Raw genomic sequence first — 25,241 nt, 5'->3', positions numbered from 1 at the left:
TTAACGAGGACAGTAGACAAATCAATGTGCGTATAACGCAGTCAATTGTTGTTGGATTGAATCGTTGTTGAGGTACTCATCGTACGTCGTTTCTTTATCGACGATTCCGTTTGGTGTGAGTTCGATGATGCGGTTCGCAATTGTTTCGACGAACTGATGGTCATGCGAGCTGAAGAGCATCGCACCTTTGTAAGCAATCAAGCCATCGTTGAGTGCTGTGATTGATTCGAGGTCTAAGTGATTCGTCGGATCGTCAAGGACGAGGACGTTTGAACCACTGAGCATCGCTTTCGATAACATACAACGGACTTTTTCTCCCCCAGAGAGGACTGACGCTTTTTTCATGACTTCTTCTCCGGAGAAGAGCATCCGACCGAGGAAACCACGGAGGAATGTGTCACTTTCATCAGCTGGTGAGTATTGGCGCAACCAATCGAGAATCGTTTTGTCAGACCCTTCGAAGAACTCCGAGTTGTCTTTTGGCAAATACGATTGTGACGTCGTAACACCCCATTTGAATGTCCCGCTGTCTGCTTCCATTTCACCCATTAAAATTTTAAACAGTGTTGTGATGGCGATATCGCTTTGGCTGATGAATGCCACTTTGTCTGTTTTATTTAATGAGAAACGGACGTTGTCGAGGACTTTGACGCCATCGATTGTCTTCGAGAGACCTTCAACCGTCAACAAATCGTTTCCGATTTCACGTTCCGGTGAGAAACCGACGAACGGATAGCGGCGTGATGACGGACGGATGTCGTCAAGTGTGATTTTATCGAGCAACTTCTTCCGTGACGTCGCTTGTTTCGCTTTTGAAGCATTCGAGCTGAAACGCGCGATGAAGGCTTGAAGTTCTTTAATTTTTTCTTCTTTTTTCTTGTTTTGGTCGCCAGCCATCCGTGAAGCGAGTTGGCTTGACTCATACCAGAAATCATAGTTCCCGATATAGAGTTGAATTTTCCCGTAGTCGAGATCGGCCATGTGCGTACAGACGTTGTTGAGGAAGTGACGGTCGTGGGAAATAACGATGACCGTGTTCTCAAACCCGATCAGGAATTCTTCGAGCCATTTGACGGCTTTCAAATCAAGACCATTGGTCGGCTCATCGAGTAACAGAATATCCGGCTTACCGAACAACGCTTGCGCGAGCAAGACTTTAACTTTTTCTCCACCTGTTAATTCAGCCATTGTTTTTGTGTGCAGGCTTTCTTTGATTCCGAGACCTTGAAGGAGCATCGCAGCTTCAGACTCAGCTTCCCAACCATTCATTTCTGCGAATTCTCCTTCGAGTTCAGCGGCACGCATGCCGTCTTCATCCGAGAAGTTTTCTTTCATATAAATTGCATCTTTTTCTTTCATGACTTCATACAGACGTTTGTGTCCCATCATGACGGTTTCGATGACTTGGAACTCTTCATATTCATAATGGTTCTGACGGAGTACGCCAAGACGCTCACCCGGTGTGATGATGACATCGCCTTGTTGTGCTTCGATGTCTCCTGCAAGAATTTTGAGGAAAGTCGATTTACCGGCGCCGTTCGCACCAATCAGACCGTAACAGTTACCTGGTGTGAACTTGATGTTGACGTCTTCGAATAATTTGCGGTCCGCAAAGCGGAGGCCGACGTTTTGTACTGTAATCATATAGAGATGAACCCTCGTTTCTAGTGTGTGATGTGCTGTTACGAGTGTACCACAAAATGATACGGCTCGTTTCAAGGACAAAGTTCTTTACATGTTAAGACAGATTCTAAAAATAAGCAACCATGGTCATGAAACATTTTCTGAAATCAACCGTATAAGTTAAAGAGGCAGGATGAAGGAGGGATGAGAAATCATGGCAACATTGTTTACCTTACTGTTTTTCGCACTCATCGCCTTGTTAGGAATCGAACTGTATAAATATATCCAAGACAAAATTGACAAAGGGGACTCATAATGAGAGAAATCAAACCAAAGAAAAGAATTAACCCAGCGATGATCATCGCCGGTGTCATCGTCGTTGCACTCCTTGCCATGACACCGTTCATCGTCGAACAGATTGAACCGGGGCAAGTCGGTGTCGTCTACAAACCGTCAAGCGGTGTCCAGGACGAAACACTTTCGCAAGGGTGGCACGTCGTTTCACCGATCACACGTGTGACGGAGTATCCGATTCGGACACAAACGAAGTCGCTCGACAATATGACACTCGCGACAAAAGACGGGAAGAACATTGTTGTCGACTTTACGTACAGTTTTGCAGTCTCTCCCGATCAAGTCACGAAAGTATTCAATAAGTTCGGACCGATCGATATCGATGAAATCGCAGATGGCTATTTGAAACAACGTTTATATGATGCGTCACGAGAGCAAATTTCGAAAGTAACGGTACTCGAATTGTTCGGTGAAGAGTCAGGAAATGTTTCGACGAGCATCCAAACGCAATTTGCAGAAGACGTTAAAAAAATCGGTTTCATCATTGAGGACGTTGCACTCGGTGCTCCGAAACCAGATGAAAAAACACAAGAAGCCATCGATTCTCGTGTTAAAGCCTCACAAGAGCTAGATAAGAAGAAAACGGATCTCGCGATTGCCAAAGCTGAAGCAGAACGACTTCGTGTCGAGGCACAAGGGGAAGCAGATGCGCGTTTGATTGAAGCGCAAGGTTTGGCGAAAGCACAGAAGGAACTTCAAAAAACGTTGACTGCCGAAATGATTCAATATGAAGCTGTCAAGAAGTGGGACGGAAAGTCACCACTTGTGAGTGGATCGGGCAGCATGGTGCAGTTGCCGCTTCCGGATCAGGAAACAGAGAAGGAATAAGTAATGGAATACACCTTCCGATGGGAAGGTGTATTTTTTTGAAGATTTTAAACAGTAAATTATAATTTTGATAAAGTGATACGAGAGAATAAATGAGTTATATCAAGCATATAAACATATTTCAGGAAAAAAATAAGAAAGATACATCTTTTAAATTGTAAAATAATTGGTTTATTTTAGTGTTTATAAGGTAATTGTTGAAGTAAGTCGTGAATGAGTTAATCGTAATCGGTCGTTAGGAGGGGGAGGTAGTGGTTGATAAAAAAATCTCCAATCCAATCTATCCCAACAATATTAGTGCTTATTATTTTCTTGTCAGGCACACACGCTTTAGCGAATGCAACTTCGATTACGATTAAAGGTAATCCGACGTTAAAAGAATGTGTAAGCATTCTCGAAGCACAACCGCCACCTGACCAAAATGCAATCGATGTAGTCGATTATTGTGAAAACACCTTGAATGAAGCAGAAAATGAATCCAACGAAGAAGCAAAAAAGGAAGAAGACGATAGGGCAAAAGGTGAGGATCAAGCGGTCGTGCCACCAGAAAACGACGAACTTGATCACGCAGAGCCTGCGTCACCGGAAGCATCTTCAACACCCGAGAGTGAAATACCCCTGACACCAGAACCTCAAGCACCAGAAGAGGAAGAGTCCCCAACACCCGAGAGTGAAATAGCCCTGACACCAGAACCTCAAGCACCAGAAGAGGAAGAGTCCCCAACACCCGAGAGTGAGATACCCCCGACACCAGAACCTCAAGCACCAGAAGAGGAAGAGTCCCCAACACCCGAGACTGACATACCCCTGACACTAGATCCTCAAGTACCTGAAGAGAAAGAATCACTAGAATCCGAGGATGAATCATCAACTGCATCAAAGTCACAAAATCCTGCATTAGAGGATAAGGAAATACCTGTCGACGAAGGAGCGGAAAAAGCAGAACAAAGAGGAGCACTCGATGTCGCGTTGGTAGGATCGGTCAACCTGACCGCCGCCTATGAAGCAGCGCAAAGGAAAATTACGTTGACTGCGGATATGCAATCCGTTTTGAGTTTAGGATTAGGAAGCAAATACGTGATTTTTCAACTCCCACAGGAAGTGATGCAATCGATTCAGGCAGGGACAATCAGTTTGAGTTATTCCTATACAGGATTGCTGGGCGCGAAGGTTGCAAATGTACCGGCCAGTTCGATTCAACAAAACGGTAATCAAATTTATGCAGAAGTCGGTTCTTTGCTTGCACTCTCACTTTTATCAAAAGATATCTTTACGTTAAGTTTCAAAGTCAATCCACTTCCGGTCGGAACAAATTCAGTGTATACATTTGAAAGTTCATTGACGAGTAGTGTAGTCGATTTGGATGTTTTAAATAGTGGTTTTGGAATGGCGACTTTAACAATCGGTCCCGTATTTAACCTTAAAGTACCTGAAGTTCTCGATTTTGGAACACAGGAAATCAAAGGGAGAGAAGGTGTAATCAATCGAAAAACAGCGATGACGATTGAAATCTCGCATCAAAATGCTTTGAATTATGATTGGAAACTTCGCGCTAGGTTGACGGCACCACTCTCGAGCGAGGGAGGTGATGTACTAGATGACGTGCTGCTCTTTAAAGTCGGTGCGACAAATCAAACGTTACAAACCATTGATAGCGAAATTGCATCCGGGAAAATGGGAGCGACATCAACAATTTTGACGTATGGACCAAGTGAAGGAATCATTCTCGATTTGACAGGGAAACGACCACGAGCTACTACGTATCAGACGCAAATTCAATGGACATTAGTTAATGCACCATGAGAAGGGGAGATTTGAATGAAAAAACAGTCAACCGTTACTTCATTGTTTGCTAGTGCACTACTACTAGGTGGACCGTCCCTCGTATTTGCAGAAACGTCGTCAGGAAGTTCAACCGCGACCATCACTTTTGAGACGAATAAAGCACCTGACATTCTGGATCCAGCCAATCCCGATGATTCGTACACACCTGACCCAGGTAAGGGTGAAAACACACCGACCGGTAATACAGGACCGTTGACATTAGATTATGCACCGAATTTTAACTTTGGGACACATGAAATTCTTGGAAGTGATGCTATTTTTGAATCGACTGACGAAAAACCCTTTTTACAAGTGACAGACCGGCGTGTCGTGTTGTCTGAATGGACGGTTACTGCCAAGCTGAATACGTTCACGAGTGGAGGGGAAAACACGTTGCCTGGAGCATCATTATCGATAGCGGAAGGCATCGTGAATACACCTACCTATAACGTCGGGGCGACGGCACCCGTGACAAGCGCGATTGAATTGCTTGCGGGTGGTGAAGCAGTAGATATTTTAACGTCGACAGCTGGATCGCCTTACTCTTGGTTACTATCTTGGTTGGGTACTGATGTATCACCTGAGACGGACGGATCACTTTGGTCGAATGACAACATTACATTGAATGTTCCATTAAATCAACAAATCAAAGGAACCCACGTCGCGACAATCGACTGGGTATTAACGGATTCGATTCCTTGATTAAGGAGGGGATGAGTTGATTAAACGTGGTATAGAGTATCTTGTTGGATTCAGTGGAGTCATCTATCTACTCATGACCGGAGTAGTCGTCAGTGCCGAGAGTAACGTCAATTTTTCGGTTGAAGCGATACCGAATGAATTTCAAGTGGATTCTGGTGTCACGTATTTCGATTTAAGGATACCTCCGGAACAACGAACTGATATGAAAATTCGGATTTATAATCACGGATCAGACGATCAGTCCTATCTTGTCTCGCTCCGAAATGCGACGACGAACGGGAACGGGTTGATTGTATATGAAGAGAAAGGACCATTGACGCTCGCGGAAGTGTCCCTATCCGAGTTAGCTCGCGTGTCGGAAAAGCCAATTACAATTAAAGCAGGAGAGTCGAAAATCGTTTCGTTGAAGCTGACTTTGCCGAAACGAGCGATTGAAGGGGTCCTGCTCGCAGGTATTGAAATCAAGAAACAGGACAAACCAGAAGAGGCATCCGCAGAAGTCGGTGTTCAAAGTCGTCAAGCGTACGTCATTGGTGTAAAGGTTCGATCATCAATCCGGGAGATTGAACCGGATTTGCTGTTCGAGGGAGTAAAAGCAACTTCCTATCTGTCTCGTCCGAGCGTCCTCGTCACCCTCGCGAACCAAGCACCTGCCATCAGTGAAAAATTTCAGGTGGAAGCTGTCGTCAAAAAAGGTGGAAAGGTCATCGTTCGTAAAGAAATGACGGCTCAATTCGCTCCGACGACATACATGACGTTCCCACTTACATCAATGGGAATTTTGAAGCCGGGAACATATCAACTCGATGTTAAAGTAATCGGGAAAGAAAAAAACTGGACGTGGCAGGATGATTTTACAATTAGTGAAAAACAAGTGGAACAGATGAAAAAAACGGTTCCTGACGTCGAACAACATCCGAATTCGTTCCTTGGAGACACATCGAAAATGTTGATGATCGTTTCGTTTTCTATCATCGTTCTTTTACTCGGTTACATTTATCACTTGAAACGAAAAGCATCTTCCGAATGATAAACAAGCGGCCCTGCTGATTCAGCAGGGCCGCACGTGTGAAGGTACTTATTTTTTTTCGGCGAACCCGTTTGCGATGGCGACGATGACTTCTGTCGCCTTCACCATGTTGTCGACAGAAATGAATTCGAATTTCCCGTGATAATTTTCGCCACCTGTGAAGATGTTCGGTGTCGGTAATCCCATGTAGGACAGCTGCGAACCGTCCGTTCCGCCACGGATCGGCTTGATGATTGGTGTGATACCACGCGACTCCATTGCAGCATGCGCGATGTCAATGATGTGCATGTGCGGTTCGATTTTCTCCCGCATGTTGTAGTATTGATCATTTAATTCCATTTCGACACTACCGGCGCCGTACTTTTTGTTCCATTCCTCGACGAGCGCCGTTAAGAAGTGTTTTCGTGCCTCGAAGTTATGGCGATCGAAGTCACGGACGATGTAGTGGACGATCGTCTTTTCGACGGATCCATCAAAGGAAATTAAATGATAGAAACCCTCGAACCCTTCCGTGAACTCGGGCGCTTCATCACCCGGTAAGCGGTTTTGGAAGGCCATCGCGTGTTTTTGTGAATTGACCATCTTATCTTTTGCTGTACCTGGATGGACGTTCGTTCCATGGAACGTGATTTTAGCACCTGCCGCGTTGAAACTCTCATATTCGAGTTCACCGAGTGGTCCACCGTCGACGGTATAAGCAAACTGGGCATCAAATGCTTCGACATCAAAATGATGCGGTCCGCGACCGATTTCTTCGTCAGGCGTGAAGGCGACACGTATCCGTCCGTGTTTCACTTCCGGATGGGCAATCAAGTAAGCCATCGCCGTCATGATTTCGGCAATCCCGGCTTTATTGTCGGCGCCGAGTAATGTCGTCCCGTCCGTTGTCATCAGAGTATGCCCGACGTAGTTCGTCAAGGATGGGAAATCGTTCGGTGACAGTACGACGGGAATCGCGTCATTTAAGACAATCGGTCCTCCATCATATGCATCGACGAGCTGCGGATTGACGTTCGTTCCTGTAAAATCCGTCGCCGTATCGAGATGGGCGAGAAAACCGATCGTCGGAATGTCGGCGTCTGTATTCGCAGGGAGTGTCGCCATGACGTAACCATTGGCGTCGACCGTGACATCCGTCATGCCGATTTCTTTTAATTCTTCAACGAGAAGACGAGCGAGTGTCCACTGTCCTTCCGTCGTCGGGACGGTCGTGCTTTCATAGCTGGATTGTGTGTCGATTTTTGCATATGTAGTCAATCGACGAATCAAATCTTGTTTCAATGAAAAAACGTCCTTTCTGAGTTGAGTTACGTTCATCATATCATGAAGCGATAATATTCGAGTATTCTGAACCATGCTAAAATGGGAAAGAAAAAAGGGGGAGTACAGATGAAAGCATTTGTTGTCGATCAGTATGGGACAGACGCTACGTTAACAGAAAAAGACGTCACACTCGCTGAAACGGGGCATTACGATTTACGCGTTCGTGTTACGGGGACGAGCTTAAATCCACTTGATACGAAGATGTTTTTCGGTCATGTGGCAGCAGCTCCGACAACTGGAATTCTCCAGGGCGATGTAACGGGGGAAATCATCGAAATTGGATCGAGTGTGACGACTTTTTCTGTCGGCGATCACGTCATCGCCTTCGGAGGCGGATTAGGCGAACGATCCGGTGCACTCGCGGAAGAGATGCTTGTCCCGGAAAGCATGGCCGTCTTAAAACCAGCAGCACTGCGTTCGGAAATTGCCGGATGCCTGCCCGTGATTGGTTTAACGGCGATGGAGGCTTTAAAAGAACGGGCTATGGTTCAACACGGGATGCGACTGTATGTCGTCGGTGGAACAGGTGGGGTTGGTCATCTCGTCGTTCAGCTTGCAAAACATTATGGATGCGACGTGACGGCGAGTGCCGCGAACGATGAAAAAGCGAACTGGCTAGAAGGACATGGGATACAAGTCCATCGGTATCGCGACGAAACGAGTGAAGCGCTACTCGAACGTGTTGCGCCTGACGGTTTCGACGTCGTCATCGATACGGTGGGCGGTGATCATTTACAAGAGTCGTTCGTCTTAGCGAAGGAACGTGGGAAAATCATCTCAATCGCGACACGGACGACACAAGATTTGACGCAAATGCATAGTAAGGCATTGACGCTTGAAGCCTTATTCGTCGCATTGCCGTTGTTAAAAGGAAAAGCAGATGAGATGCGCCGCCAACAAGAACACCTTACGGAAGTCGCCGGTTTAGTCGCAGACGGAACGATTGAACTTCGAATCGATTCGCGTGTCCCGCGCCAAGTGGAAGCGTTAAACGAAGCGTATAAAACCTTCGACCAACACTCGCATTTCGGAAAGGTCAGCGTATATGATGTTTAATCAGAATGTCGACTAACCTAAAAGATTCGGCGTTTGGTTTATTTTTCCTTTTAATACAAAAAATAATTCTGCTAATCGATAGAAGATTAGCAGAATTATTTGTTTTGAGCTTATTTACGGCGGACAAGAACGGCTTTACGTTCCGCTTCTTTCATCGAAGGATGCTCCGGAAAGTCTTCAAGCGAGGAACTTTCCCAAACGATTTCGTACGTTTGACGAAGTTTCTTGAAAGCTTGTTCGACCATTTTCATGAAGCGCTGTTGATCAAATAGCTGACAATCCGTCGTAATCAACAACAGTCCACCGCGATGCGTCATGTGAATCGTTTGTTGGATTAAAGCGGGTAAATCGACTTCGGCACGGAAGTGGCGTGCTTGTGTTTTGACGAGTGCCGGTGGATGGACGATGACAAAATCAAAACGTGTTTTCTTATCAGCTTGATCGATATAATCAAACGCATCTTGGACGAGGATCGTTTGCGCCGCTGGATCAAGCTGATGCAGTTCAAGTTGTTCAATCGTCTTGTTCCGGCTCCGGGTCGAGAAATCGACGCTCGTCGTCTCAAGCGCTCCACCAAGCAGCGCAGCGGCTGTCAACGTCCCTGTATCGGAAAATAGGTTCAAGACATTTTGTCCTGTCGCATGTTGTTTGACGGTGGCACGAAGGTCGCGTTGGTTAATGTCGAGACCCGTCCGCATGCCGGCGTCCAGGTGATAGAGAAGCGGAAGACTGTTCTCCTCGAGGACTTCCGGGAAATCTCCCCGTTCACCGGCTAAGAAATCATCGCCTTTGACGGGCTGACCATCGACTTGGAAGGCACGTTTTTCGTAGATGCTCTTAAAGTGGATTAACGACTCAAGGGCAGAGACGATTTCCTGCTTAAATGAATAGATGCCTTCATTTTCGAACGTGATCAAGTAGTGGTGATCAAAACAATCGATTGTCAAACCACCGATGCCGTCACCTGAACCATTGAAGACACGGAACGTATCGATGAGTTCGTTCTCAAAAAAAGCATCGCGCCGGTCGAGAGCAACCTCGATTTTTTCTTTAAAGAAGACGTCATCGATTTCTTGAATCTCGTCCGTCGAGAGCAACCAGCCGAGTCCTTTTTCTTGCTTGCCAAAATAGCCGGTCGCAAGGTATTCTTTATCTTCTGTAGTAAGTCGAAGTAGCGCACCGGCTTCTTTGAGGTGGTTACTTTTTTGGAACAGTTCTTTATAAAGTAAAGGCTGACCATTTTTGATTTGTTCGATAGCCGTCGCTTTGACGACGACAGGATAGATTTCGCGTGGCACGTGAGTTCCTCATTTCTAGTTGTGGATAAGTAGTCAAATTATAGCATAGGAAAAGTTGTCCACATGTGGATAATTCAAATCGATAGATATTTAACATGTCCTTCGTCGGTTTCTGTGGATAAGTTAAGATGATCCAGGTGGAGATAATTTAAGTGAACGTTCTTCAACGAACCATCTCTTTCCACTCGCTTTCCATGGGCGAGCAACAAGCCGCGAAGCGGTCCAATGCTTGTCCCGATTCGGGTCTTGTTCAGCTCTGACGAAAACATGACCGGTCATGTTTTCTTTTCCCATAGGATTCGAGTGGAAACGAAGGTTCTGCTTCGAAAAAAGACCGCCTTCGTAATTACGAAGATGATCTTCTTTTAACTCAGGTATAAAATCAATCATCTTCTATACTTATATTGAATGCTGTAGACAAGATTTAAAGAAAGGGTGGACGTTATTTTGAAAAAAACAATCCAAGTTGTCGGTGCTGTAATATTTAATTCAAGCAATGAAGTACTCTGTGCCTTACGAAGTGAAGCGATGTCGTTACCGAACTTGTGGGAGTTTCCTGGCGGGAAAATCGAACAAGGAGAACGACCAGAACAGTCGCTCTCCCGTGAAATCAACGAAGAATTAAATTGTACGATTCAAGTGAAAGAACATATTGAAACAACACTTTATGAATACGAAAAAATCATTGTTGAGCTGTCGACATATTATGCGGAAATTGTTGCAGGTACACCTAAAGCGTTAGAACATGCGGAACTTAGATGGTTACGCGTTCAAGATTTACAACAGTTAGAGTGGGCGCCGGCAGATATTCCGGCTGTTGAAAAAATTATGAAAGTTTTTTCCACGAAATAAATTCTTCCGCCGTCAAAGGCTCTTTTAAGATCCACTCTACGTTGATTGGTTTAGAACCATGACTACTTTTATGAATCAACTCACCAAAATACGTAAAGGGTAATGAACGGCCTTGTTCTTTTTCTGCTTTACGAATAAATAGGTGAACTTTAATGCCACGCTCCTGATGGTGACGATAGAGTTCTCCTGCTTTTCCATGTGCAGTCGCAATGCTTTGAGATTGCCAATGGAAATGATTTTTATCAATGAAGTAATCTTGGTAATTCAGTTGATCTTCAATTGATTCGTTTTTGTGTAGGTTAACGAACAGTACATAATCTTCCCCTGCTTGCGCGACACCTTCCCGCCATGAACCTTCTTGATGTGGTGACTCAAGTAAACGCTGTATGACAGAGCGGCTATACGTCATTCGTGAAATCAATGATTGATCACTTGCTAACCAGACTTCACCTCCCGATAGTTGTTCAAAAGCATGCAGTCCAGCCTGAATCAATTCATTTAAGTATGAAGCTAAGTGTTCATTGGATGATAACGCTTCTGTCATTTGCGTTGAAAGCTGGAATCGTCCATCGTCTAATACAACAAGTAACGGTAGACGGTCATTTTTAAGTGGTGTCGACCATCGTTTGAATAAATGCTGAATAAGAGACGAACGATGGGACAATGCAGAAGTTGGAATCGCAAAGCGGTTTGCAGCTGCCTGAATAACGTCATCGACCGAAATCGTTTCTTGATTTAAAAGTAACTGCATCATCAATAAACTAAAGGGCTCACGGATTGGGAACCAACTTTCGATATGTTCAATGACTTTTCGTGCATCCGGATTAAGTAAAAGGGAGAGTTCTTCATCCGTTGCGACTTTCTCAAGTTGCTTTAATCGTAGTACACTTTTCCATTGTTGAATGATTGCTTCAATGGCGGGAGCATCACGGTGTGTCACTAAGTCATTGAGTGATGGTGTATCACCAATCATTGTCGTAAGGCGCTGATAACTTTCACGTAGCTGTTTACTTGTAGAAAACTCAATTTTCTTCATTTGCTCGATAATAAAGTTTTCGGTTACACGATCGAGAATCGCAAGTGATCCTTCTGGTAGGATCGGGAAGTGATTTTGGACAGCGTTTGCTACATGATAACGATCAATGGAATGGAACGATTGTTGTCCGGATAAAACGAGTGGGGCTACAAAAGCACGTTGACTGTTCCCGATAAAGTCTAAAATCGTTACATATTCTTTCGAATCATGCTTCCGTAATCCACGCCCAAGCTGTTGAATGAAAATTGTTGGTGATTCCGTCGGACGTAAGAAAAGCATCAAGTTAATTTTAGGAATATCGACCCCTTCATTAAATAAATCGACTGTGAAAATGAAGGACAGTGGATCATGTTCATCTTCTAATCGCTGAATGGCTTGTTCTCGTTCTACTTCACTTTGATTACTTGTGATTGCCAATGCTTCGATGTGGTGCTTATTGAATTCTGCAGCCATAAATTCAGCATGATTGATATTGACACAAAATCCAAGACCGACTTGGGTAGAACCACTATTGCCGAACTTATTGATCATCTCGAGGATATATTCCGTTCGGGAAGACCGTTCAAGTGCTTGAACTAAATCTTTCTCAATATAAAGTCCATTTTTTTGGGGAATCATTTCATAGTCGATCTCTTCATCATCTTGAATCCCGAAGTAATGGAATGGAGTTAATAAATCTTGAGCCAGTGCATCATAGAGACGAATTTCATACGCGATGTTATGATCGACTAATTTAAAGATATTTAGTCCGTCCATTCGTTCTGGAGTTGCTGTGATACCGAGTAAAAACTTCGGTGTAAAGTGATTCAGAACCTTTTGATACGATTCTGATGCTGCATGATGAAACTCATCGATAATAATATAGTCGAATGTTGAAGGGGGAAATTGTGCTAAATGAATTTCTTTGGAAAAAGTTTGAACGGTAGCAAAGGTAAATTGCTTATCCATTTCTTTTTGATCTGCTTGGTAGCGACCGAAAGTAGACCCTGAATCGGTAAAGATCTTTTTAAATGTTTGTTCTGCCTGGGTCAGTAACTTCCCGCGATGTGCAATAAAGAGTACACGTTTAGCTTCAAATTGTTTTACATCAAAAGCAGCTAAATATGTTTTACCTGTTCCTGTCGCAGCGATCACCATGGCTTTAGTTTGTTTTTTTAAGCGCAACCGGTGAAGCTGTTCTAAGGCCGGGAGCTGCATCTCATTAGGGTGGATCGTGTCATAGTCCACAGAGTCTTCAGCAACACGGTCGTTTACAACAAACTGTTTGATCTTTGGCGTATTTAAATGATGTTGTTCATACTGTTCTAAAATTTCTGTTGTACATGTGATTGCTTCGTCGCTCGTCCATAAATTAGTAAACAACGTCTGTGCTTGAGAGACAAGAGAAGTAAGTGGAGAATGAGGAATTCGGACATTCCATTCAAGGCCATTTGTAAGTGCTGATTTTGATAAATTAGACGAACCGATAATGGCACTATGTAAATCAGTTTCTCGTGTAAATAAATAGGCTTTTGGATGGAACGCTTGATTCTTTTTGATCGGTTCATAAATTTTAATCTCAACATTACGGAATTGCATCAGTGTACGAAGTGCTTTCGCTTCAGTGATATTCATATAAAATGAAGTGAGAACACGAATTGGTTTATTTAATCGTTCCGCTTCTTGAAGTGCTGGGACTAACGCTTGAATACCAGAATGTCGAGTGAAACTCACCATCCAGTCCGCCGATTGAGCAGTAGCCAACTCATCAATCAAATGGTGTAATAACTTTTCCTGATTTTCCTGACCGGGTGCGATTAAATCCCAAGCTCTTAATGATTTTTCATATTGAAGTGGGAGCGGTGTTGAAGACGCTGTTAACTGTCGTTGTAATGGAACCGTCAAGCTTGGTTCATTTAATGCGGATAGCCAGCGATTCGTCGTTTCGATCATTTCTTCAGTCAATTGATTTTGTTGAAGATCGACAATCGATTTATAAAAAAGCTCATTTAAATGAGTTAAGAGCTCTGTTGTATAATCTGCTGTTTGAATAGGTGAGCTTTTTGTAGAAGGATCTGTTGTAGAGTGTTGATTCTGTAATTGTTCCTGAAACGAAGACATCTGATTACCTCCAATAAATTCCAAACTAAATTCAGTATACGAAGTAATTGGAAATCGTGCAGCAACAATCTAATTCCAAATGAAAATTACTCTGCAATTGTTCAAAAATAATTGGAATTTTTTTCTTTTCTTATTTTCCTGAAACGATGATGTAAAAAAAGATTACCTTTTCGTGACTCCTACGGGAAGAAGCGCGTTTTCGCGCTGACAGAGGCAAGCGAGACCAGGTTCATTATTCGTCAGAATAAGGAGCCTCGGCTTGCGCCTCGCCCGAGGAAAGCACGAAAAAAGGAAGAATCTTTTTTAGACAGGTTCAGACCGCTCTTTATTTAGAGAAAGATTTTCTAATGAAAAAGGGCAACGCGAATCCCGTAGGAAAGCACGTTGCCAAAATTGAGCGAAGTATAAAAATCTATTTTTATATGGAGAAAGTCATCGATTAAGCTTCGACTTCAATCACCGCTTCAAGCGAGACTTTTACATTTCCTGCAAGCGCACGGGTAATCATGCACGAACCTTCCGCTTTTTCCGCAAGGCGACGTGCCATCTTGACCATTGCCTCTGTCGTATCGGCAGGTAAAATCAACGTGGGACGATGAATGATTTGATCATACGTAAAGACCCCGTTCGTCACATCGACGATGCCTTCAGACTCCATCGTCAGCGATACTTTTTTGATGTTGCTGCGCTCGAGCATCGCGGCAAGCGTGATGATGTAGCAGGTTGCAGCGGCACCGAGTAACATTTCGTCCGGATTCGTCCCGACGCCAGGACCGTCCATCGCTTCCGGAATCGAAATCTTTGTTTTTAAGTCACCGGTCTCGATGTCGCCGATGTCATTTCGGTTTCCCGGCCAGTCTGCTGTTAAGTGAAAATGATGTTTCATTTCAAAATCGCCTCCTCTGTTGTTATCATACGTGTTGTCTTTTTGATTTTCGCGCTATTTGCTCATGAACAAGCCCCCGGTCATCTTGCGACCGAGGGTTTGCATGGCGTTAACTAAAGATTTGATCGATTTTTTTAATGTCTGCATCCGTCAGCTCGACTTCAATCGTTCGGAGCGTATCTGTTACTTGGTCGGCACGTTTTGCACCAGGAATGATGGCATCGATGCCATCTTGCGCAAGGTACCAAGCGAGGACGACATGCGCGACGTCAACCTCTTTTTCTTTTGCAATCGGGCGAAGTAGCTCGACTTTTGCTAAGTTGTCTTTGAAGACATCTTCTTGGAAAAGGGGATCCTTCGCACGTAAATCATCGAACTTCGTATTTTCATCATATTTTCCGGCAAGTAATCCGGCAGCGAGCGGGAAGTACGGAACAAATGAAATCCCGTGTTCGCGGATATAAGGCAGGATTTCTTTTTCTGCATCCCGCTTGAACAAGTTGTACTCGCCTTGATATACGTCGACGTGCCCGTCTTTATTGGCTTCTTTTAATTGTTCGAGTGAGAAGTTCGAGACACCGATCGCTCGGATTTTTCCTTGTTCCTTTAATTCGGCAAGTGCAGCGACTGCTTGATCTTTTGGTGTCGCTTCATCTGGGAAGTGGATGTAGAACAAGTCGATGTAATCCGTTTTTAAACGCTTCAGGCTCTCTTCGACCGACTGTTTCAAAAACTCGGGTGAGTTATCGATGACGACCTCGTCGTCGACGATTTTGTGCGCGCCTTTCGTTGCGAGGATGACGTCTTTGCGTTCGACCGTCTCGCTCCACGTTTCACCAACAAGTTCTTCTGAACGTTCTGGTCCGTAAATAAAGGCCGTATCTAAAAAGTTGATGCCGTTCATCAAGGCGACACGGACTAAATCGCGTCCTGCTTGTTCATCGAGATTCGGGTAAAGGTTATGCCCCCCGACGGCATTTGTTCCGAGACCGATCGGGTGAACCATGAGATCTGATTTTCCGAGTTTGACTTTCGTATCCATAAGCAAATTCCTCCTTAGACGATATCGAGCGATTCTTTTTTAGTTGGAACAGGGAATGCTTCATCAAGTGCTGCGAATTCTTCATCAGTTAGTTGTAAGAGTGCGGCACGACCATTTTCTTCGACGTGCTTCGCCTGACCGGCTTTCGGAATGGCGATGACATCACCACTCCGCACGACGAAGGCGAGTAGGATTTGTGCCGGGTCGACACCATGTGTTTCAGCAAGGCGTTCAACGGTCGGGTGATCAAGTAGCTTCTCCCGGAGACTCCCGCCTTCTGCTAATGGGCAGTACGCCATGACTGGAATGCCGTGCTCTTTTAAAAGCGGCATCAATTCGTATTCAATCCCGCGTGAGCCAAGGTGATAAAGTACTTGGTTGACGGCACATTGATCGCCGTTTTCTAACGCAAGTAACTCTTTCATATCTGCGACGTCGAAGTTCGAGACACCCCAGCGGCGAATTTTTGCTTCTGCCTTCAACTGCTCGAGACCATCGATCGTCTCTTGAAGCGGGATGTCACCGCGCCAGTGGAGTAAGTAAAGATCGAGATAATCCGTCTTCAGGTTACGTAACGAACGTTCACATGCTTCGCGTAACTTGTCTCCGCTAGCATTATGAGGATAAACCTTCGAGACGAGAAACACTTCTTCACGTCGTCCTTCGATTGCTTCGCCGATTAATTGTTCCGATGCCCCTTCACCGTACATTTCTGCGGTATCAATTAATTCCATTCCACTGTCGAGTCCGACGTTCAAAGCTTCGATTTCCGCTTGTCGTTTTGTCGGTTCTTCACCCATGTGCCACGTTCCTTGACCGAATGCCCGAACGTGTGTTGAATCGGGAAATGCTACCGTCTGTTGTTTTAACGCGGCAAGTAGAATCGTCCGTTCTGTCTCATTCATTCTCGCTTCCTCCTCCAAAATTCACAATAATAGGCTTTACCACGGATGGATAAGAAAAAAACGTCAATCGTTTGTTTACCAATGCTCAAACAAAGGACCTGACTGGCCATAAACGGGGTCGGTCGATGGACGCTCGACGCGTTCAATCCGCTCGAGATTACTCGGTCGTTCGCAGGATTCACCTGTCAACGTATCGTAGTCTTGACCATTTGGATAGGCACCAACCACTTTGAAGCGACGACTCGTATCAAGCGCTTTATGTCCGGTTCCGGCAGGTAAGACGATGACATCCCCAGCAGTCAGCGTAAACGTTTTCCCGAGCGGTCCTCCAATCTGAATGCTGGCGTGTCCCTCGAGAATACCGATGACTTCATGAGCGACACTATGGTAATGATGGAAATCAAAAATACCGTCGACCCAGCTGTTTTGCCAATTGTTCGCACGGAAGGTTTTTTCGATGGCAGAAGGGTCTTCGAAGACATGACGATAAATCAAAACCGGGTAACGTGGATTATTTGGAATCACACCATCGTCCTCGAAACGAAAAAGCTCGATACTCATCGTGTGTGCTCCTCTCTGGTGTCAAAAAAAGATACATTTTTTTACCCGAAATCGAATTAAATTAATCGTCTAAGCATCTTTATAGCACTTGCATAATCGAGGTGCTAAACTATGTAAGTTAACGAAAGTTGAAGGAGGAATTTACATGATCGCAATCGAAGCAAAATTAGAAGTTCAACCAGCAAAACGTACTGATTTTTTGGAGGCTACTAAAGCATTGATCGAAGGTTCACGCTTAGAAGCAGGAAACGTCAGCTATGACCTGTTCCAAAGCACAGAAGACGAAAATGTCTTCATGATGATTGAGAAATGGGAAGATCAAGCAGCAATTGAATCACACAACACGAGTGCACATTTCGGACAGTTCGTTGCATTTGCACAAACTGTTCTCGCTAAACCACTTGATGTTCAAATGTTCACTGCATAATAAGTAGGAGAAAAGTCTGGCAATGTCAGGCTTTTTTTTTATGTTTAAATCGAACGAAAGTTCTCTTTTTTGTTACAAAAAAATTAAAACACCTCGAATGCCTGTTACTTTTTCCAAAAATAGGGCATTATCTTAAGAGTAGCTAGATTCAGACTTGAGAGGAGGCAGCTAAATGAACGAACGTAAAGTCCAGGAAGATTCGTCTTCACGCTCTTTCTTTAAAATGCCTCATACATATGCCATTATCATGGGGATTTTACTGATTTCAGTTATCTTGACGTATACGTTACCAGCAGGTCAATTTGATCGTGAGAAACAAGATGGACAAACGGTCGTCATCGATGGTACATACCGGGCGGTCGAGTCGGCACCCGTTAATTTGTTTGGGTTGTTTGAAGCGATACCAAAAGGCATGGAAGCGGGTGCTGGCATCATCTTCTATATCTTTCTCGTCGGTGGTGTCTTCGGTATTATCCGTGAGACGGGAGCAATCGAATCCGGAATCAATCAATTGATTAATCGATTTGGTCAAAAGGGACATATCATGATTCCGATGACGATGTTTGTCTTTTCGATTGCTGGAGCGACGATCGGCATGGCAGAAGAGACGATTATTTTCGTCCCGATCGGTATCATGCTCGCCCGGGCACTCGGTTACGATGCGATGACGGGCGCAGCGATCGTCAGTCTCGGGGCAGCGGTTGGATTTGCCGGCGGAATGCTTAATCCGTTTACGGTTGGTGTTGCACAGTCGATTGCCGAAGTTCCATTGTTCAGTGGGATTGGTTACCGGACTGCAATCTACTTGGCTTTTTTATTCGTGACGATTTTATATGTCATGAACTATGCCCAAAAGGTTAAAAAAAATCCGGAGCGCAGCTTAGTCTATGACTTAGAGAAACATCGGAAAGAAGAAGTAACGACAACATTTTCACGGTTTTCGAAGAAACATGCGTTCGTCCTCATCGTTTTGATTGGTGGCATCACACTGAATGTCATTGGAATCTTTGAGTGGGGCTGGTACTTAACGGAGTTGACGGCATCGTTCCTCATCATCGGTATGCTTGCCGGAATCGCGACGCTCGGTATCAATCGGACGTTCGAAAGTTTGATTGACGGGGCGAAAGCAGTGACGTTCGGTGCCTTAATCGTCGGCTTCGCACGTGCAATCGTCGTCATCTTGGAAGACGGTCGTGTCATCGACACAGTCATCTACGGTTTATCGAACGCCGTCGGACATTTACCGACGTCGCTTGCCGTCATCGGCATGTACATCGTCCAGTTGATTACGAACTTCTTCATTCCATCCGGGAGTGGACAAGCAGCGACGACGATGCCCATCATGGCTCCGCTCGCCGATCTATTAGGGATTGAACGACAAGTCGCAGTCCTCGCCTTCCAGTATGGAGATGGGTTGACGAATATGATTTTCCCGACGAGTGCCCATTTGATGGCATTCCTTGCAATCGCCGGCATTCCGTATGAAAAATGGTTACGTTTCGTTTGGAAGTTGTTTGCGATTTGGGTGACACTTGCCTGCGTCGCCTTGCTTCTCGCCGTCACCTTAGGCATTCAATGAACACCGACCTTCCGTGCAATGGGTGCGGAAGGTTTTTTTCGTGCAGGAATCGGGAACTTCTAAGACAAACGTTAGTTATAAGTTCATAAGGGGGATTTCAACATGACATATTCAATCGTTGGCTATTGTGAAAAAGAACAAGCATGGGGAGTCGCTGTTCAATCGAAGTTTCTTGCGGTCGGCAGCGCCGTCCCGTTTGCAAAAGCAGGTGTCGGAGCAATCGCGACCCAATCATTCGCGAATACGACATACGGTCCGGAAGGATTACGGATGATTTCTGAAGGGAAGTCGGCGGAAGAAGTCTTAAAATTGTTGACGGACGCGGACAAAGGACGGGCAGAGCGGCAAGTCGGAATCGTTGACGCAACTGGTCGGAGCGCAACTTTCACGGGAGACGCCTGTAACGACTGGGCAGGCGGAATTGCCGGTAAACACTTTGCCGCGCAAGGGAATATCTTAGTCGACGGCAACACGGTCAAGGAGATGGCCCGTGTGTTCGAGGCGACGGACGGACCGCTCGGTGAACGGTTGTTACGTGCCCTCGCTGCCGGACAAGCGGCAGGCGGTGACTCACGCGGAATGCAGTCGGCTGCGCTCCTCGTCGTCAAGGAAAACGGTGGATATGGTGGTTTCAATGACCGCTACATCGATTTGCGTGTCGACGATCACCCGAGTCCGATTCAAGAGCTCGAGCGGATTTATCAACTGCACACCCTTTACCTGCAACCAAGTAAACCGGAAGAAATCAAGCCGATTGATGAGGCGCTCGAATCGGAAGTGATGGATAAATTACTCGAACTCGGTTACCGGGGATCGTTCGAAGAAGCTTTCCGGACGTACCTGCATACGGAGAATTTCGAGATGCGTGAGCATCAGGACCGTACGATCGATACACGTGTCCTTGCTTATCTCCGCGCCCAATGAGAAAAAGCTCTGCACTGACCGAGGTCAGGCAGAGCTTCTTTTATGCGGACGGATGGGTCCGGACAGGCACTTGATAACCGGTTGCGATGAAGCGTTCAAGCTCCGGTTCGGATTTAGCATTCAAGCCGACCGTCCCGTCCCCTTTGATCGCGACGTTCATCAAACGGATGCGCTCAATGTGGGGGCCGATCGTAATCCCGTGGCGTGCGGAATCTTCAATCCGGACATCGACGAGCCGGACGTCGTCTGCCCCGTTCTCACCGCCAAAGACTTGAATGTCCGTTTTAGCCTGACGGAATCCCGTCATCTTGACTTGGCTCAAGGTGACGTTTTTCGCCTTGTACTGGATTCCGATCACCGGCTGTTCCTGGTAATCATAGTTCGGGTCACCGAGGACGGTGAAGTCATGGATGACGACGTTCCGATACGCCGAGACGACGAGTGCCCGCGGTTTTGAGTTTGCATAGAGCGGTGTGTATTGAGGCGTCTGCGCGACGAGCCGTGTCGCGATGATGTTATAGGCAGTTTGTGACGTCGGGTCCGTTGCTTGGTGGTGGCCGATATGGCGGAAGTTGAACGAGCGATGATCATCGATTGAGAGGTGCCCGACGATTTTGACGGTCGAAGCAGCGGACGATGTCGCATGTGCCTTGATTTCGAGTCCGCCGAAACAACGGGACGTCGCATTGTTGAACAACCAGACATCGCGCGATCCATCATCGATTTCGATTCCGTTCGAATTCGAAAAGCCGACGGCGTGGGCTCGCCCGCTCGGGTCATGCATGAAGCAGTTCGAGATGAATAAGTGATCGCTATGATGCGTCGTGATGCCATCGTCGCCGAATCCGGATCCCGTCAAGCCGTCGAACCAAATGAAGGAACTACTTAAATTCGCCCGTGCGCCGTCCCCGTTGTAATTGTAGTAAGGTGTCGAAATGTCGAAACAATGGAGCCCGGGATCGACTGCCTCGACGTCGAAGACCCAGCCGTACGTGACATGGGCGTAAGTCAGACAACTCGAATGGTTGCCCCATGTGCTGCTCTTTTTAGCATCACCGATCCGCTCGATGTTCCAGTCGAGGGTCATTTTTTCGACGAGCAGATGATGATTACCGAGTAAGTAATTTTGGTTCGTGATTAACCGGCGTCCTTTCGGGGCAGCATCATGCAATTTTATAATCGTCCGGCCTTTCCCGTCACCCGTCAAAATCGTAAAGTTCGGGAGCCGGATCCCGCGGACGATGTATGTGCCGGCAGGGACGTGGACTTGCCGATGTCCGTCCGCAAGTGCTTCCCTGAAGGCGAGCGTGTCATCGGTCTTTCCGTCACCGATGGCTCCATACGTCCGGACATCGACTTTTTCGACCTGACAGGCCAGTTGTTCGAATTCATAGGTGAGTCGACCGAACCAGCTCGGCCGGACCTCATCCTGTTGACTGACGAATGCTTTTGTCAGGGGCAAGATATGTTTATCGCGGTCCGTTAAAAAAAGTGGTGAGATTAACGAACGTAAGTAGCGGCTCGGATGCGGCGCGCGACGCGGTGCGACGAACGGACTTTCGTTCATCAATTGTTCAGCATGGGTAACGGCCGCGAGGTTCGTGTTACTTTCCGTATATTCAGCAATCAATGGCCCGTTTTGATAGGGATCGTGTGTAGCTTCTAATATGACCATGGTTGAACTCCTCTCTAAAAATCACTACATTCCTTTTCCCATCCCGTCTGTTCTTCAAGCCCTTTTTAATTAAAATCAAAAATTTCCGTTAATTAGGCTTGAATCATTATATAATGGATAAAAATTACATTAAAGAGGTGGGAGCATGCGATTTCGAAGTCGATTACTCTTGATGATGGGTATAGTTTTGCTGGCACTTGGGATCATGAAACCGTTAGTCGAGACCGGGTATCAAGCACTGCGTGATGTCGAGGTTTTTCCGGCGACGGCAACAGCGCAACAGTGCAGAGAAGATTGTAAAAACAAGCCGCTCGACTGGTGGTGGCTGAAGTTACTTTGGAAGAAAGAACCGAAGCCTGAGGGTGTGATTTATGGTTACGATACGGATGAGAAGAGTGAAGGGGGAGGAGAACCTAAAGATAAATTTAAATTCATTTCACTCGGATTTAAACATGATGAAAAAGGTGTGGGAATCGAAGAGGACGGAGGCTTCCCTTACTTCTTAATCGGGTTTAGTGCAGCGGCTGTCCTGTTGCTTGTCCTGCTCATCCGTCGCTTCCGAAAACGCCGTGGTCGGCCAAAAGATGCACTCGAAGACGAAGTGATGCCACCGCAGCAATACCGACAGACTAAGGTGGATTCAGAGGAAACGTTCCCGCCATTGCCGGTCGAACAAGTTCGGCAACAGGTCGTTTTGTTCAATCGTCAGTTGCCGGCGCGCCTGAAACGCCGAGAGACGGAGTCGTTCAGCGAGTGGTTCGGACGAATCGGATTTTTACCGTCGCAGGAATTACGGACGCTGTATGGCATTATCCGTTATGACGAAGGAGCAGACAAAACAGTCGCGAAAGAAACCGTCGAAAAAATCGAACACGATTTCAGATCTTACTTAAAACAAGTTCATCCGAATACTTGAACCACTTCTCCCTCAAGTACTATCCTCGAATCCACAAGTGTCATCACTTGACGTTTTTTAAAAAGTCGGATGAACATGAGACATGATTTGTGCACTGTACGGGTAATTGGGCTATCATGGGGGCATCGCTAAGTCAAAGCATGTCAATTAAGCTTAATTCCTAGGAGGTAGACAGATGGAACAAACGTTTAAAGCATTCGTCGTACGTGAGGAAGAAGGACAATTCGTCGGGGCACTCGAACAAAAACAAGTCGACGACTTACCAGAAGGTGATGTGTTGATTCGTGTCGCCTATTCGTGCATCAACTACAAAGATGCGTTATCGGTCACAGGAAATCGAGGGGTGACGAAAAATTACCCACATACACCAGGCGTCGATGCGGCAGGTCATGTTGTAACATCATCTGATGAACGCTTCAGCGAAGGACAAGCGGTCGTCGTCAACGGCTTTGATTTCGGAATGAATACATCGGGTGGTTTCCAGGAGTATATCCGCGTGCCGGCGGACTGGATTACGTCGCTACCGAACGGCATCACGACGCTTGAAGCGATGAGTTACGGAACAGCCGGTCTGACAGCTGCCCAGTCGATTGATGAACTCGTTCAACGTGTAGCACCGCAAGATGGTCCGGTCCTCGTCACGGGAGCGACGGGCGGCGTCGGCAGTGTCGCGGTCGCACTCCTCGTGAAACTCGGGTTTACAGTCCATGCCGTGACCGGGAAAGAAGCCGAGCATGATCGCTTGAAGCAAGCAGGTGTCGCAGAAGTCATCTCACGCCAGTCACTTCTGGAAGAAACAACGCGACCTTTGAAAAAAGGACTGTATGCCGGTATTATCGACACGGTCGGTGGTTCGCTACTTGCTTCAGTCATCCGTTACGTGCAATATGGGGGTCTCGTCACGACGTGTGGTAACGTCGGTGGTGCTGAACTGACGATGACCGTCTATCCGTTCATCTTACGTGGTGTTCGTTTGATTGGAATCGATGCTGTTCAGTTACCAATCACAGAGCGTGAGCGTTTATGGAATCATCTCGCGAACGACTGGCATTTATCGATTGCCGAGATGGTCCGAATGAAAGCGTTGAGTGATGTTCCGGCAGTCGTCAAGTCGTTGCTTGAAGGGACACATCAAGGCAGAACTGTCATCGAAATTTAAACAATTTGGTTCTGGATTAGATGGTATAGTGAATAAAACATCACTCGGTCAATTCAGGAGGAACCAAATATGAGTCAACAGGAACAAGAGCACGATCAGGCACGGCAATCGCGTCACATGCGTCGAAAACAAAAGCGCAACCGGCGTGGGATTGCGTTCGGTGGCCTTTTGGCGACGGCTTTGATCGTCGGCGGATGGGGCTATATGGTCGCGCATAACGATCCTTCGCAAGCGACATCGACGGTCGAAACACCAAAAACAGATGCTTCTGCCAAAGAAACATCAAAGGATAAAGAAAAAGATTCGGCCGATCAAGAGAAGAAAAAAGAGCCGAAGAAATCGAAAAAAGAAGTAGCACCTGAGATTAGTTCAGCGGCATGGATCAAACGACCGTTTGCAGATGTCTATCAAGATGCAAATCGGACCAGTGTCATCTATAAGGCGGACTTAGGGGATGTTTATGAAGTCCTCGACGCAAAAGACGGCATGGTACATCTGAAGTTAAGTGATGCGGTCGAAGGCTACATCCCGGAGACAGATGTTCAGATGGAGGCTCCGTCTGGTCTAAAAGATGAGGAACTCCTTTCGACACTCGGACAAGTCGTCGCGAATCAGCCGATTGACAAGCCGGAACAATACCTCGGGAAACCGCTTGAAACGTTTGAGGCGAAGTATGGCAAGCTCGGCAACATACAAAAAGATGCCGTCAATACGTACCATTTCTCGAACGCCGGGTACTTGCTCGTCGTATCAGATGGAGTAGTCGAAGCAATTGACTGGATGAATGTCTCAGCGTCAGGTTTAACAGCACTTGGTGATCCGGTCGTCAAGACGGATTACGGCACATGGTACGAGGGTGAGAAATTACAGCTCAAGGCATTCCCGGATAACGGTTCGACGCGCTTGCGTCTCGCACGTGATCTTGGGAAATGAATCGATTGAGACTGGAGCTAGTCAGTTTCTCTAATCAAGAGCCGGACATGGCGAGTTGGATTTGAACGCAACGACAAAAAAGACAGGATCGTCATCTCACAAAGATGCACAGTCCTGTCTTTCATTTTATCTAAAGTCTGAAGCACGTTCATTCCGTCGAGTGAACGTGCTTTTTTGCGTTGGTTCCACAATAAAAACCTCCCGAGTC

21 protein-coding genes are annotated in these 25,241 nt (G+C 46.1%); 12 read left to right on the top strand and 9 right to left on the bottom strand.

Annotated features, from left to right (window positions below; genetic code table 11):
• Window positions 1-21 precede the first annotated feature (21 nt).
• A complete protein-coding gene (locus tag KNP98_RS07425; protein ID WP_088838229.1) occupies window positions 22-1,644 on the bottom strand; it encodes an ABC-F family ATP-binding cassette domain-containing protein in 1,623 nt (540 codons plus the stop codon).
• 294 nt (window positions 1,645-1,938) lie between these two features.
• On the opposite strand from KNP98_RS07425, the gene KNP98_RS07420 reads away from it, so the two are divergent.
• The 4 genes from KNP98_RS07420 (at window position 1,939) to KNP98_RS07405 (ending at window position 6,361) form a co-directional block, all read left to right on the top strand.
• Window positions 1,939-2,805: a prohibitin family protein gene (locus KNP98_RS07420; protein WP_088838228.1), complete on the top strand. Its 867-nt coding sequence runs from the start codon at window positions 1,939-1,941 to the stop codon at window positions 2,803-2,805.
• A 255-nt stretch (window positions 2,806-3,060) separates the two neighbouring features.
• Entirely contained in the window at window positions 3,061-4,608 is a 1,548-nt protein-coding gene (locus KNP98_RS07415; RefSeq protein WP_214811020.1) for a hypothetical protein, read from the top strand.
• A 15-nt stretch (window positions 4,609-4,623) separates the two neighbouring features.
• Window positions 4,624-5,331 carry a WxL domain-containing protein gene (locus tag KNP98_RS07410; protein WP_088838226.1) on the top strand — a complete coding sequence of 236 codons (708 nt, stop codon included), beginning with the start codon at window positions 4,624-4,626 and terminating at the stop codon, window positions 5,329-5,331.
• A gap of 16 nt (window positions 5,332-5,347) precedes the next feature.
• Complete coding sequence (locus tag KNP98_RS07405; RefSeq protein WP_214808454.1) at window positions 5,348-6,361, top strand: WxLIP family cell surface protein; 1,014 nt, start codon at window positions 5,348-5,350, stop codon at window positions 6,359-6,361.
• Window positions 6,362-6,409: 48 nt separating this feature from the next.
• On the opposite strand, the gene pepT is transcribed toward KNP98_RS07405, so the two are convergent.
• Window positions 6,410-7,642, bottom strand: coding sequence for a peptidase T (gene pepT, locus KNP98_RS07400; protein WP_214802319.1), 1,233 nt, complete (start codon window positions 7,640-7,642; stop codon window positions 6,410-6,412).
• A 108-nt stretch (window positions 7,643-7,750) separates the two neighbouring features.
• Between pepT and KNP98_RS07395 the strand changes: the two genes are divergently transcribed.
• A complete protein-coding gene (locus tag KNP98_RS07395) occupies window positions 7,751-8,740 on the top strand; it encodes a zinc-binding dehydrogenase (protein ID WP_214805325.1) in 990 nt (329 codons plus the stop codon).
• A 110-nt stretch (window positions 8,741-8,850) separates the two neighbouring features.
• Here KNP98_RS07395 and KNP98_RS07390 read toward each other — a convergent pair whose 3' ends face one another.
• On the bottom strand, window positions 8,851-10,038 hold the full coding sequence (locus tag KNP98_RS07390; protein WP_214770221.1) for a class I SAM-dependent rRNA methyltransferase: 1,188 nt from the start codon (window positions 10,036-10,038) through the stop codon (window positions 8,851-8,853).
• A gap of 447 nt (window positions 10,039-10,485) precedes the next feature.
• Between KNP98_RS07390 and KNP98_RS07385 the strand changes: the two genes are divergently transcribed.
• The gene (locus KNP98_RS07385) at window positions 10,486-10,890 is read left to right on the top strand and encodes a (deoxy)nucleoside triphosphate pyrophosphohydrolase (protein WP_088838220.1); all 405 of its coding nucleotides are present in this window, start codon (window positions 10,486-10,488) and stop codon (window positions 10,888-10,890) included.
• Here KNP98_RS07385 and KNP98_RS07380 read toward each other — a convergent pair.
• The 5 genes from KNP98_RS07380 to KNP98_RS07360 form a co-directional block, all read right to left on the bottom strand.
• Entirely contained in the window at window positions 10,865-14,026 is a 3,162-nt protein-coding gene (locus KNP98_RS07380) for a DUF3427 domain-containing protein (RefSeq protein WP_214811017.1), read from the bottom strand. The genes KNP98_RS07385 and KNP98_RS07380 overlap by 26 nt on opposite strands.
• 439 nt (window positions 14,027-14,465) lie before the next feature.
• Window positions 14,466-14,912, bottom strand: a complete 447-nt coding sequence (locus KNP98_RS07375; RefSeq protein WP_029332077.1) for an OsmC family protein — start codon at window positions 14,910-14,912, stop codon at window positions 14,466-14,468.
• A 109-nt stretch (window positions 14,913-15,021) separates the two neighbouring features.
• Complete coding sequence (locus KNP98_RS07370) at window positions 15,022-15,954, bottom strand: aldo/keto reductase (protein WP_088838216.1); 933 nt, start codon at window positions 15,952-15,954, stop codon at window positions 15,022-15,024.
• A gap of 14 nt (window positions 15,955-15,968) precedes the next feature.
• Window positions 15,969-16,859 carry an aldo/keto reductase gene (locus tag KNP98_RS07365; protein WP_214811015.1) on the bottom strand — a complete coding sequence of 297 codons (891 nt, stop codon included), beginning with the start codon at window positions 16,857-16,859 and terminating at the stop codon, window positions 15,969-15,971.
• A gap of 75 nt (window positions 16,860-16,934) precedes the next feature.
• Window positions 16,935-17,420, bottom strand: a complete 486-nt coding sequence (locus KNP98_RS07360; protein WP_214805316.1) for a cupin domain-containing protein — start codon at window positions 17,418-17,420, stop codon at window positions 16,935-16,937.
• Between the two features lie 145 nt (window positions 17,421-17,565).
• On the opposite strand from KNP98_RS07360, the gene KNP98_RS07355 reads away from it, so the two are divergent.
• The 3 genes from KNP98_RS07355 to KNP98_RS07345 all read left to right on the top strand — a co-directional run bounded on the left by KNP98_RS07355 (window position 17,566) and on the right by KNP98_RS07345 (window position 20,350).
• On the top strand, window positions 17,566-17,847 hold the full coding sequence (locus tag KNP98_RS07355) for a putative quinol monooxygenase (RefSeq protein WP_088838213.1): 282 nt from the start codon (window positions 17,566-17,568) through the stop codon (window positions 17,845-17,847).
• Between the two features lie 172 nt (window positions 17,848-18,019).
• Window positions 18,020-19,426, top strand: a complete 1,407-nt coding sequence (locus tag KNP98_RS07350; protein WP_088838212.1) for a YfcC family protein — start codon at window positions 18,020-18,022, stop codon at window positions 19,424-19,426.
• A 102-nt stretch (window positions 19,427-19,528) separates the two neighbouring features.
• A complete protein-coding gene (locus KNP98_RS07345) occupies window positions 19,529-20,350 on the top strand; it encodes a DUF1028 domain-containing protein (protein ID WP_214811013.1) in 822 nt (273 codons plus the stop codon).
• A 40-nt stretch (window positions 20,351-20,390) separates the two neighbouring features.
• On the opposite strand, the gene KNP98_RS07340 is transcribed toward KNP98_RS07345, so the two are convergent.
• Window positions 20,391-22,025, bottom strand: a complete 1,635-nt coding sequence (locus tag KNP98_RS07340) for a glycoside hydrolase family 55 protein (RefSeq protein WP_214811012.1) — start codon at window positions 22,023-22,025, stop codon at window positions 20,391-20,393.
• Between the two features lie 145 nt (window positions 22,026-22,170).
• Here KNP98_RS07340 and KNP98_RS07335 point away from each other — a divergent pair, with 145 nt between their 5' ends.
• The 3 genes from KNP98_RS07335 to KNP98_RS07325 all read left to right on the top strand — a co-directional run bounded on the left by KNP98_RS07335 (window position 22,171) and on the right by KNP98_RS07325 (window position 25,033).
• Window positions 22,171-22,941: a hypothetical protein gene (locus KNP98_RS07335; RefSeq protein WP_214811011.1), complete on the top strand. Its 771-nt coding sequence runs from the start codon at window positions 22,171-22,173 to the stop codon at window positions 22,939-22,941.
• 175 nt (window positions 22,942-23,116) lie between these two features.
• The gene (locus KNP98_RS07330) at window positions 23,117-24,100 is read left to right on the top strand and encodes a YhdH/YhfP family quinone oxidoreductase (RefSeq protein WP_214811009.1); all 984 of its coding nucleotides are present in this window, start codon (window positions 23,117-23,119) and stop codon (window positions 24,098-24,100) included.
• Between the two features lie 69 nt (window positions 24,101-24,169).
• On the top strand, window positions 24,170-25,033 hold the full coding sequence (locus KNP98_RS07325; RefSeq protein WP_214811008.1) for a hypothetical protein: 864 nt from the start codon (window positions 24,170-24,172) through the stop codon (window positions 25,031-25,033).
• Window positions 25,034-25,241 lie beyond the last annotated feature (208 nt).

It is taken from the genome of Exiguobacterium sp. s127 (assembly GCF_018618695.1).
Classification (GTDB): Bacteria; Bacillota; Bacilli; order Exiguobacteriales; family Exiguobacteriaceae; genus Exiguobacterium_A; species Exiguobacterium_A oxidotolerans.
This window is presented reverse-complemented; position numbering and strand designations above follow the sequence as displayed.